At 67.3% G+C, this 11,157-nt stretch carries 11 protein-coding genes; 5 read left to right on the plus strand and 6 right to left on the minus strand.

Features of this window, described 5'->3' with window-relative positions:
• Positions 1-70 precede the first annotated feature (70 nt).
• Together ACWGE0_RS28935 and ACWGE0_RS28940 are read right to left on the minus strand one after the other, a co-directional pair.
• A complete protein-coding gene (locus ACWGE0_RS28935; protein WP_452264045.1) occupies positions 71-901 on the minus strand; it encodes a hypothetical protein in 831 nt (276 codons plus the stop codon).
• On the minus strand, positions 898-1,395 hold the full coding sequence (locus ACWGE0_RS28940) for a SigE family RNA polymerase sigma factor (protein WP_452264046.1): 498 nt from the start codon (positions 1,393-1,395) through the stop codon (positions 898-900). The genes ACWGE0_RS28935 and ACWGE0_RS28940 overlap by 4 nt, the downstream gene beginning before the upstream one ends.
• A gap of 202 nt (positions 1,396-1,597) precedes the next feature.
• Between ACWGE0_RS28940 and ACWGE0_RS28945 the strand changes: the two genes are divergently transcribed.
• The 4 genes from ACWGE0_RS28945 (at position 1,598) to ACWGE0_RS28960 (ending at position 5,340) form a co-directional block, all read left to right on the plus strand.
• Complete coding sequence (locus tag ACWGE0_RS28945) at positions 1,598-2,791, plus strand: metallophosphoesterase (RefSeq protein WP_452264047.1); 1,194 nt, start codon at positions 1,598-1,600, stop codon at positions 2,789-2,791.
• Between the two features lie 108 nt (positions 2,792-2,899).
• Entirely contained in the window at positions 2,900-4,066 is a 1,167-nt protein-coding gene (locus ACWGE0_RS28950) for a type III PLP-dependent enzyme (protein WP_452264048.1), read from the plus strand.
• A 33-nt stretch (positions 4,067-4,099) separates the two neighbouring features.
• Positions 4,100-4,495 (plus strand): adenosylmethionine decarboxylase, encoded by a 396-nt coding sequence (gene speD / locus ACWGE0_RS28955; protein ID WP_112272901.1) that lies wholly within the window; start codon positions 4,100-4,102, stop codon positions 4,493-4,495.
• A gap of 29 nt (positions 4,496-4,524) precedes the next feature.
• On the plus strand, positions 4,525-5,340 hold the full coding sequence (locus ACWGE0_RS28960; protein ID WP_452264055.1) for a spermidine synthase: 816 nt from the start codon (positions 4,525-4,527) through the stop codon (positions 5,338-5,340).
• Positions 5,341-5,391: 51 nt separating this feature from the next.
• Here the strand turns inward: ACWGE0_RS28960 and ACWGE0_RS28965 are convergent, their stop codons facing one another.
• The 4 genes from ACWGE0_RS28965 to ACWGE0_RS28980 form a co-directional block, all read right to left on the minus strand.
• Positions 5,392-5,772: a hypothetical protein gene (locus tag ACWGE0_RS28965; RefSeq protein WP_452264049.1), complete on the minus strand. Its 381-nt coding sequence runs from the start codon at positions 5,770-5,772 to the stop codon at positions 5,392-5,394.
• Between the two features lie 59 nt (positions 5,773-5,831).
• Positions 5,832-7,880, minus strand: coding sequence for a prolyl oligopeptidase family serine peptidase (locus tag ACWGE0_RS28970; protein WP_452264050.1), 2,049 nt, complete (start codon positions 7,878-7,880; stop codon positions 5,832-5,834).
• Between the two features lie 172 nt (positions 7,881-8,052).
• Entirely contained in the window at positions 8,053-8,823 is a 771-nt protein-coding gene (locus ACWGE0_RS28975) for a DUF1295 domain-containing protein (protein WP_452264051.1), read from the minus strand.
• Positions 8,820-10,046, minus strand: coding sequence for a class I SAM-dependent methyltransferase (locus ACWGE0_RS28980; protein ID WP_452264056.1), 1,227 nt, complete (start codon positions 10,044-10,046; stop codon positions 8,820-8,822). Before ACWGE0_RS28980 ends, ACWGE0_RS28975 begins: the two co-directional genes overlap by 4 nt.
• 153 nt (positions 10,047-10,199) lie before the next feature.
• On the opposite strand from ACWGE0_RS28980, the gene ACWGE0_RS28985 reads away from it, so the two are divergent.
• Positions 10,200-10,883, plus strand: coding sequence for a COG4315 family predicted lipoprotein (locus tag ACWGE0_RS28985; RefSeq protein WP_452264052.1), 684 nt, complete (start codon positions 10,200-10,202; stop codon positions 10,881-10,883).
• Positions 10,884-11,157: the final 274 nt, after the last annotated feature.

Consider the following 11,157-nt stretch of genomic DNA (forward strand, 5'->3'; position numbering starts at 1 on the left):
CAAAACACCCGAAAAGAGCAACGAGAGAGGGCGGCCACAAACGTGACCGCCCTCCCCACAACGCACTGACTCAGCTACCGACGCGGAACCGGGGATCCGTCGCCAGCTCGGCCAGCTGCTGCTCGGTGAAGACCGGCGCGGCGAGCGCCGGATAACCACCGCCGAGATAGCTGTCGTCCTGAGCGATCGTCACGATCTGACCGTCGTTGGCCCGGTAGGTGGCCCATTTGTCGAACTGGTCGCGACCGCTCGGGTTGCTCTGCACGACACCGACCTTGAGGCCCTTGACGTCGACCACCTGGCACGGCCCGCCCATGCCCCAGAACGTCCTGGCGAGGGCGCACGGCTCTTCCGGCATGCCGGGGTTGGGCGTGGACGACTCGGCGAGCAGCCACCCCACCTTGCCGTCCTTGCGCACCGGTGTCTGAGCCATGTACTCCCAGATCTCGGGCACCTCGCCTTTGTCGGACGCCACCTGCCCCTGGGTTCCCTGCATGTCACCCCCGCTGTAGCGGGGGTCCTGGTACTTGAGCTGGGGGGCGTCGTACCCGGCCGGGACAACGCCTTTGAGCTCGTCGAGCAGCTTCTGCGCCCGATCGGCCTGCGGGCCGTTGCGGGCCGTGCGATCGGTGTGCCCGTCCGGCCACTCACCCGCCCAGGAGCTGCTGCTGGGCCCCGCGCCCATCATCAGCTCCCGCGCGCCCTTCGGGTTCAGCGCGAACGCCGACCCGAGGCCGGCACCGACGACGAGCACCGCGACCAGAGCACCGACGATCGACGACCGCCGCTTCGACCTGGCCTTGCGCGCGGCGCCGAGCGCGATGCCAGGATCCATCGACGGCGGCGGGCTGCTCGCCACCACAACGTTTTCGAAAGCCTTTTTGAGGTCCTGTTCGTTCATCGAACCCTCTCCTGCTGTGAGAGCAGACCGCGCAGCGTCTGCAGCCCCCGCGCGGCCTGGCTCTTTACCGTTCCTTCCGAACACTTGAGGACGGCTGCCGTCTGTTCGATCGACATGTCCTCCCAGTACCGCAGGACGAGGCACGCACGTTGCTTCGGAGGCACCTTCGCCAGCGCCTCCAGCAACACCATGCGCTCCTCTGGGTGGACGTCCGGAGGAGCCGCCGAGTCAGCGTGTTCCTCGCTCGCCGACTCGAACCGGAACCACCCGCGCCGTCGCTCGGACAGGAACGTCCGCACCAGGATTTGCCTGGTGTAGGCGTCCAACGCCTCGTGCCGCTCGATCCGGCGCCACGCCAAGTAGAGCTTCGTGAACGCCTGCTGCACGAGATCTTCCGCGCGATGCCAGTCGCCGCACAGCAGGTATGCCGTGCCGCGCATGACGTCGGAACGGGCCGCGAAATATTCCTGGAACGCGGCGTCCCGGTCACTCATCAGGATTCCCCCTGTCTGCGGTACCGGGTTACTCACGCCACCTGCGGCCTCGCGGGTTGCATGAAGTTCGCGACGAATCTTTTTGCGTCCGGTGGCGAGAGGATCCCACTCGCAGTGACGGTGCGCGTGCCGAACGTGAGCGGGCCCCGTCGTCGGCCCCTCCGACGATCACCGCCGCGAAGGCGAAAAGCATACTGATGTCGTGATTTTCCTGTTGCTCCTCGGAGTTCCGGCCGCACTGGGCCACCTCTACCTGTGGCGCCGGCTGGTCGTGGACACGACGCGCCCGCGCACGCTCGGGCGCCGCATCGGCACTGCCGCCATCGTCGGGGCCTTCGTGATGCTGATGAGCGCGCTGGTCGTGACGCGGAGGGTGCCGCCGGAGTACGGGAAGTTCTTCGCCTGGCCGGGGTTCGTGTGGCTCGCCGTGCTGTTCTACCTGGCCATCGCGCTGGGCATCGCGGAGATTCCACGCCGGATCCTGCTCAGGCGAGCGACGCTCGCGCCCGTCGCTGTCGGCGCCGGTGCCGGCTCGGTCGAACCCGTCGAGCCGGTCGAGATCGTGCCGGACCCGTCGCGGCGGCTGTTCATCTCGCGGTCGGTCGCCATCGGCTCGGGCATCGCGGCGGGCAGCGTGGTCGGGTACGGCATGACGCAGGCGCTGGGCGACCCGCGGCTGCTCAACGTGCCGGTGACGCTGGACAAGCTCCAGACGTCGTTGTCGGGCTTCCGGATCGCGGTCGTGAGCGACATCCACCTCGGGCCGTTGCTCGGGCGTTCGCACACCGAGCGGATCGTGCGGATGATCAACGAGCAGGAGGCCGACCTCGTCGCGATCGTCGGCGACCTGGTGGACGGCACCGTCGCCGAACTGGGCGAGGCCGCGGCGCCGTTGCGGGACCTGGTGTCCAAGCACGGCAGCTTCTTCGTGACGGGCAACCACGAGTACTTCTCCGGCCACGAGCAGTGGATCGCGGAACTGGACAAACTCGGCGTGAACCCGTTGCGCAACGAGGGTTTGACCGTTGCCGGTGGCATCGAGCTCGTGGGTGTGAACGACGTGACGGGCAAGTCCTACAACGACGGGCCGGACTTCGGCCGTGCTCTCGCCGGCCGCGACAAGAACAACCCTCTTGTCCTGCTGGCGCACCAGCCCGTGCAGGTCGGTGACGCCTCTTCACACGGCGTAGACCTCCAGTTGTCCGGTCATACACACGGCGGACAGATGGTGCCGTTCAACTTCGTTGTGCCAGTGCAGCAACCCGCTGTCGCGGGGCTGTCGAAGGTGGACGACACGTGGCTGTACGTCAGTCGTGGCGCGGGTTTCTGGGGGCCGCCGGTGCGCGTGGGCGCGCCTCCGGACATCACGATGATCGAGCTGAAGTCTGCTGGGTAAATCACACTCGGCCCAGCGGGATTGCGTACTTGCGGTGTCCAGGCCGTAGAGTGGACGGCCGTGCCCGCGTACGGACCGCGAGGCGGATGAAGGGGGAACCCTGGGGAAATGACCGAGAGCTTCGCCGTTGACCGGCGTTACGAGGCAGAGGCTCGTATTCGGCGTTTCCTGGACCAGGAGAACCCGTCGACACCGTGTCTGGTGATCGACCTCGAGACGATCCGCGCGCGCTATCAAGCAATTCACGCCGCGATGCCGTCCATCGACATCTTCTACGCGGTCAAGTCGAACCCCGAGTCCGACGTGGTGGGCACGTTGGTCGCGGAGGGTTCGCGGTTCGACGTGGCGTCGCCCGCGGAGATCGACCTGTGCCTGGCGCGCGGCGCCGCACCGTCGTCGATCTCCTACAGCAACCCCATCAAGAAGGCCGCTGACATCGCGTATGCCCACTCGCGTGGCGTGCGACTGTTCGTGTCGGACAGCGAACAGGACGTGCGGTTCGTCGCCGAGCACGCGCCCGGTTCGTCCGTGCTGGTGCGGATTCTTGTACACAGCAAGGGTTCTACCTACCCGTTCGGCAACAAGTTCGGTTGCGATGCGGAGATGGCAACGGATCTCTTGCGGCTGGCGCACGAGTTGGGACTGGTTCCTCTTGGCGTCGCGTTCCACGCGGGTTCGCAACAGCTGTCCACGCAGGGCTGGGACTCCGGCATCGCCGACGCCGCTTTGATCGCGTCAAAGTTGCGTGCGGAAGGCATCGAGACCACCACCGTGAACTTGGGCGGCGGCCTGCCCGCGGTGTATCAAGAAGACACACCGACCCTGGAAGCCTTCGCCTCCGCCATCGAAGCTTCGATCACGCGGCACTTCGGCGCCACGCGTCCTCGGGTGATGATCGAACCGGGCCGCGCGATCTCCGCGGAGGCCGGGATGATCCGCTCGTCCGTCGTGCTCGTGTCCCGAAAGTCCTATTCGGACGAACGCCGCTGGGTCTACGTGGACATCGGCCGCTACCAGGGACTCGCCGAAACCGAGGGCGAGGCGATCGCCTACCGGCTGCGGACCTCGCGCGACGGCGGCGCTGTCGGCCCGATCGTGCTGGCCGGTCCGACGTGCGACGCGGACGACGTGATCTACCAGCACACGCGCTACGACCTGCCGCTGGACCTCATGGCGGGCGACCACGTGGACATCCTCCACGCCGGCGCCTACACCTCCTCCTATTCGTCCGTGTGCTTCAACGGCTTCCCGCCGTTGGCCACGTACTGCATCTAAGTCCGTCGTAATTCACATAGTTTGGAGTGATTGATGTCCGAAGCGCCCTGTCAGACCGAGGAAACCGTCGGTTTGTTCGCGGGACAGCACGTACTTGCAGAGCTCTCAGGTGTGAGCGCGGATCTGCTCGACGACGAGCAGTTCCTCCGACACGCCCTTGGTGAGGTTCTCACGCAGGCCGACGCAACTGTGCTGGAGGTGATCTCCAAGAAGTTCGATCCTCAAGGAGTCACCGTGCTGGCCCTGCTGTCGGAGTCCCATGCGTCGATCCATACCTATCCCGAAGTGGGTTCGGTGTTCGTCGACGTCTTCACCTGCGGTACGCGTGCGAAGCCCGCGCTGGCCGTCCAACTACTCGCTGACGCCCTGGGCGCCGCTCACGTGAGCACGGACGTCGTCACTCGTGGCATCAAGGAGCACGCCGCGTGAACACCATCAACGAGCCGCTCGCCGAAGGCATGACCCGCCACTGGCGCGTGGACGAGGTGCTGGTCGACACCAAGACCGACTTCCAGCACCTGGTGATCGCCCGCACGGCCCAGGGCGTGTCGCTGTTCTGCGACAACGACCGCCAGTCCACGGAGTTCAGCCAGCTGACCTACCACGAGGCCCTGATGGTGCCGGCGCTGCTGCTGGCCGACACCGTCGAGCGCGTGCTGGTCATCGGCTCCTCCGAAGGCGTCGTGTGCCAGATGGCCGTCCAGCACGGCGCCTCCGTCGTCGACCACATCGACATCGACGAGCAGGCCGTCAAGCTGTGCGCCGAGCACCTGCCGTACGGCTACACGCTCGAGGAACTGGCTCTCGCCGAGAAGGGCGAAGGCCCGATCCGCGTGCAGTACATCGACGGGTTCGAGTACATCCGCACGACGTCGGAGAAGTACGACATCGTGCTGGTGGACCTGCCCGACGAGCGCGAGGAGGAGGCGCAGCACAACCGCTTGTACGGCGCCGACTTCCTGCGCATGTGCAAGGCGCTGCTGCGTCCGGGCGGCGTGGTCGTCAACCAGTCCGGCTGCCAGACGATGTGGCGCAACACCACCCTGATCCGCTCCTGGCAGCGGTTCAACGAGGTGTTCGACACGGTCGCCTACTACGGCTCCGACGAGCACGAGTGGGCGTACCTGTTCGGCCGCGCGGACGTCGTCGAGGACCCGACCGCACTGATGGCCGAGCGCCTGAAGACGGCCGGGTACCAGCCGGAGTCGATCGACGACCTGGCGCTGCTGGGCAACAGCATTCCGCCTTACCGGGTACGGCAGTCGCTGGCCTGAGTCAGGTGTTGAGAGGGGCGCTTCCCGCTTGTCCGGGAGGCGCCCCTTTCGCTATTTCTTGAGCGCCACGGCGGCACAGACCGTGGCTGCGAGCCAGATGACCGGGCCGGCGATGCCGCCGAGCAGGTCGACGTGACCTGGGAGTACCAGGTACACGACGAAGGCCACGTCGATGACGCCCAGCACGACCGTGTTCAGCCAGAAGCCGGCTGGGCTGCGGTGGCGGTTCAGCGTGAGAGCCACGTAGATCGCCTGAGCGCCCAGGACGGTCACCGCGATGAAGTACAGCAGGCTTTCCGCGGCCATTTCGTTCGTTGGAGCGCCGTCCGACAGGTCACTGATGACCATCGAGGCGCCCAGACCCATGTGCAGCAGGCCCCAGAGCACGTAGAGCGCGACGGACACCGTGCGCGCGTTGATGTTCCTCCCCATGGCGCTGAAGCGTGCCCTGGGGAGGATCTCCGAACACTGGGGCTGGCCCTACCCCGGCCTCAGCTCAACGCCTGCCTGAGGAAGTCGACCTGAAGCAGCAGCAGGTTCTCAGCAACCTGTTCCTGCGGGGTCATGTGCGTGACACCGGAGAGCGGCAGCACGGTGTGAGGCCTTCCCGCTGCCAGCAGGGCGTTGGACAGGCGCAGGGTGTGCGCGGCCACCACGTTGTCGTCTGCCAGGCCGTGGATGATCATCAGCGGCCGGGAGAGCTTGTCCGCGTCGGCGATGAGGGAGTTCGAGTCGTAGATCTCGGGCTTGTCATCCGGGTGGCCCAGGTAGCGCTCGGTGTAGTGGGTGTCGTAGAGGCGCCAGTCGGTGACCGGGGCGCCGGCGATGCCCGCGTGGAAGACGTCCGGGCGGCGCAGCACGGCCAGGGCGCTGAGGTAGCCGCCGTAGGACCAGCCGCGGATCGCGACGCGGGTGAGGTCGAGGTCGGGTTCGACGGCCGCGGCCGCGTGCAGGGCGTCGACCTGGTCCTCCAGGGTGGCGCCGGCGAAGTCGAACGCGATCGCGCGCTCCCAGGCGAGACCACGGCCCGGGGTGCCGCGCCCGTCGGCGACGATGACCGCGAAGCCCTGGTCGGCCAGCCACTGCGAGGCGAGGAAGGCGTTCTGGGACGACACGACGCGCTGCGCGTGCGGGCCGCCGTACGGGTCCATCAGCACCGGCAGCTTGGTTCCCGGGGTGTGGCCGGTCGGCAGCAGCAGCGCGGCGCGGATGTTGCGCTCGCCCAGGGTCAGCAGGCGCGGGGACGCCTTGATGACCGGGGTGTCGGCCCACGACTCGATCACGTGCTCGCCGACGCTGACCTTGGCACCGAACCTGTCCAAAGTGGCCGATACGAGCACAACCGTGTCACCGCCCCGAATCGCGGCGTGCACACCATCCTCAGTGGACAGCTGCTCAACGTTCTTGCCGACCTCGTAGACGTGCGTCTGAGTCGGGTCGTCCGCCGACGCGGCGACCAGGATCGAGTCGTCGGCGATGTCGAGCACCCGGCGCACCTGAAGGCCGGTGGTGAGAACGTCGTCGCCGACCTGCAGCGCGTACTCGTCGCCGTTGCCCACGATCCGCACGAGCCGGCCGTCCGGAGTCCACGCCGGTGCGCCGTCGGTGACCTCGAGCCACGTCGGATCGGTCTCGACCGCGAGCTCGGAGACAGCGCCGGTCTCGGAGGCCAGCTCGTAGATCTTGCGGGTGCGCTGGTCACGCGTCTGCGTGGTGATCAGCGGAGCACCACCCGACGACCAGTGCACGTCGTTGAGGTAGTCGAACTCCAGCAGCACCGGCACGAAGGTGCCGTCCAGCGACACCACGTGCAGCGACACCGTGGCGTTGGTCGTGCCCGCCGCCGGGTAGGCGATCTCGGTGACCGTGGTGGCCGGATTCGCCGGGTCGGCGATGTACCAGCGCTGCACCGACGCGTTGTTCACGCGCGCGGCGATGAGGCGGGTGCCGTTCGGCTCCCACCAGTAGCCGCGGTAGCGCGACATCTCCTCGGCCGCGATGAACTCGGCCAGCCCGAACGTCACGTCCTCGCCATCGGGAACGGCGACGGCCACGTCCTCGCCCGAGTCCAGCTCGACCACCCGCAACGTGCCACGCGTGACGTACGCCACACGCTTGCCCGTCGGGTCGACCCGCGGGTCGATGACGCCACCCCGGGTCGGCAGCTCGCGGACAGCACCGTTCGTCAGGTCGGCCACGAACAGCCGCCCCGACAGCGCGAACGAGGCAACCGACGCGTCCTTCGAGAGGGCGTAACCGACGATGCCCGCACCAGCTTCACGCGTGCGCTCGCGGCGCGCCTTCTCCTCAGCCGGCAGGTCCTCCGGGTCGGACAGCAGCGCCGCCGGATCGGCGAGCAGCCGTTCGACGCCGGTGGCCGTGTTCAGCTCCCAAAGCCCGTTCGCCCGGCTCGTAGCCGTGGCCGGACGCAGGAAGAAGACACGTGCCCCGTCCGCCGACACCGCGAAGGTCCTCGGTGCGCCGACGGTGAACCGCTGGGTGCGCGCCTGTTGGCGCGGGAAGGAGATGTCGTTGCCCACCCACCAACACTAACCCGCGCACACGTGCGGCACGGGCGCTGTGACGTGCGCGTCCTGGCGCGATACAGACCCGACGAGGGTTGCGGACGCAGCCCCCAACCCTCAGCTCTGCACGCCAGCACCGCACGAACAGGACCGCGTACGCACGCTGCCCCACGAGGGTGCTCAGCACCTACCCCACGCGGCTCTTCGGAGGCAACGGGACGAAGCCGCTGGTGCGCCGGACGTACTCGGCGTAGCCAGGGCGGCGCGACACGATGTCCTTCTCGAGCAGCGGTTTGCCAGTGCCCTTCGCGAGCAGCCACGTCATGATCACCGGACCGATGATCGTGAGCGCGGCCAGCCACGAGTGCAGCGCGAACAGGTAGAGGCCCCACCACACGACAGCGTCACCGAAGTAGTTCGGATGCCTTGTGTAGCGCCACAATCCGCGATCCATGACGGCGCCCTTGTTCGCCGGGTCCGCTCGGAACCGGGAGAGCTGCCAGTCGCCAACGGCCTCGAAAGCGAAGCCGACCATCCACACGCCAGTGCCCACCCAATCTAGCACTCCGAACGGGGCCGAAAGATGCTGCGCGGCCTGGACCGGCAACGACACGATCCACATCAGCACGGCCTGGATCAGGTAGACGCGGTACATCCGCAGGCGCGGATTTCCCTTGGCACGCCTCAAAATGTCCTGGTATCGCGGATCTTCGTCCTTACCCGAGTTGCGCACGAAGATGTGCACTCCCAGGCGTACGCCCCAGATCACCGTGAGGGCGGCGACCACCCACTGCCGAGTTGGTTCGCCCTCCGCGAACAGGAAGGTGATCACCGCGATCACGGCGAAGCCAGGGCCCCACGCGGAGTCGATCAGGTCGTAGCGCTTGCGGGCGTCCGCGTACAGGAACAACCCGCTGAGCAGCAGGAAGACTCCGACGAAGCTGATCAGGAAGCTCATCGCGCCACCAGCTCACGACGCACGCGCGGCATGCCGCTGCCGCCGTTCTCGCTCCTGCGCACCGCGAGGATCTGGTCCACGCCCATCCGCCCTTCCTCGAACGTCAGCGCACCACCCGCGAGGTACAGGCGCCACACGCGTGCCTGCCCCTCACCGACCAGCGCGACGACGTCGTCCCACCGATCTTCCAGTGTCTGCGCCCAGGCCCGCACGGTCCACACGTAGTGCTCGCGCAACGCGTGCACGTCACGGATCTCCAGCCCCGCGGCCTCCAGGAAGCCCGTCGTGGAACTGACCGGCCGCATGTGCATGTCCGGCGCGACGTACGACTCGATGAACGCGCCACCACCCGGCGCGTTGTGACCACGCGACATCTGCTGCAACAGCAAACGGCCCTCGGGCTTCAGCAAACGGTGCAACGTCGAGGCGTACGTCGGGTAGTTCGACTCACCGACGTGCTCGCCCATCTCGATGGTGGAGATCGCGTCGAACAGCTCGTCGCCGACCTCCCGGTAGTCCTGCAGCCGCACCTCGACGCGCCCCTGCAGTCCTTCAGCGGCGACTCGCTTGAGGATGTGCTCGCGCTGCTGAGCCGAGATCGTGACACCGACAGCGTGCACGCCGTAGTGCTTCGCGGCGTGGATGATCATCGATCCCCAGCCGCAGCCGACGTCGAGCAGGCGCATGCCCGGCTGCAGGTCCAGCTTCCGGCAGATCAGATCCAGCTTGTTGTGCTGAGCCTGCGCCAGCGAGTCCTCATCGGACGTGAAGTACGCGCACGAGTAAGCCATGCTCGGATCGAGCACGAGTTGGTAGAAGGCGTTGCTCAGGTCGTAGTGGTGCGAAATGGCGTCCCGGTCCCGCGTCTTGGTGTGCAGCGCACCGCTGAGCCGCGCCTCCTCCTTCGGCGCGGACGGATTGGGACCCAGCACTTTCAGTTGCAATGCAAGTTTCACAACCTCCGACACCCGCGGCCGCCGCGTGACCCCACGCCGCACGAGCCCCCAGATCTCTGACAGGCCGGTGGCGAGATCACCCTCCACATCGAGCTCGCCGCTCACGTACGCGCGGGCGAGTCCCAACTCGTTCGGACTCCAGACGAGCCGGCGGAGAGCATCACGCGACCGGATCACGAGCACGGTGCCGTCCTGCGGCCCGGCGACACTTCCGTCCCACGCCCGAAATCCGATTGGCAACGGCGCACCCAGCACCCGTTCGGCCATTCCTGCCAGCTGACCAGCGACGACCACCCTGCACCTCCTGCGAACCTGGCTCCGCCAGACGTTCGAGACAGCACGAGGTTCGGTTCGTTTCTGAACCGAGACGCAACCACGCCCGTATGGCCTCGATAGAGCGAACGACGGAACAAGGAGGACATGAGTGTGATCCGACGTAACCGCATTGCCATCGGGCTCGCAGCGGGGCTGGCAGTCGTGCTGGGTCTGGGTGTCTGGAGCGCCACGGGAAGTGGCACGAACTCGAAGCCGGTGGCACAGACCGAAACCGACCTGGGCGTCCTCGGTGACTACGGCGACGTGGGTCAAACCCCGGTACTCCAGGAGCCCGCTCAGGCCCCCGAAGCCCCTGTTCAGCAGCAGGCACCGGAGACCCCGACCCCGGCCGCGCAACCTCCCGCCGCCCAACCCCCGGCCGCCGCCCCAGTCAGCTCGTTGAAGCTGGTCGGCAAGCCCGTGGACAAGATGGGCCTGGTCGTCCAGGACGGCGACGGCCGCACGATGTACCGCTTCGACAAGGACACGCCGAAGCCAGAAGGCAAGTCGAACTGCAACAACCAGTGCGCCGTGACGTGGCCGCCACTGCTGTCGGACACCGTCCCGCAGGTCGAAGGCATCGACGCGAAGCTGGTCTCGCTGATCACCCGCGCTGACGGCAAGAAGCAGGTCGCCATCGACGGCTGGGCGCTGTACGCCTACTCGCAGGACCCGAAGCCGGGCGCCTGGAAGGGCCAGGGCGTTGGCGGCACCTGGTTCGTCATCCAGCCCGACGGCAAGCGCAACGTGGAATGCCTGCCCCCCGGCGTCACTGCCCCGGCGGCCTAATCCCAAATGCTCCCGTTAGGACGGTCCACCTGAGACACACAACACCCTGACACGGTGTAACCCCGGCCCTGGGGAAGGGGCCGGGGTTCCCGTCGTTTCCGCTCTGCTTCAAAGGGGCGCCACCGGATTTCCGGTAGGCGCCCCTTCCCACATCCGCGATGCCGCAGGCGAGCGCCCAAGCGAAGGCGAAGCCGAGCAGTCAGCCAAACACTCAAGCCACACGGGTAGTGGTGGTGGCTCCCCCGTCTAGCGCTCCTCAGCACTTGCTTCAGCC

This window comes from Lentzea sp. NPDC054927, assembly GCF_053610285.1.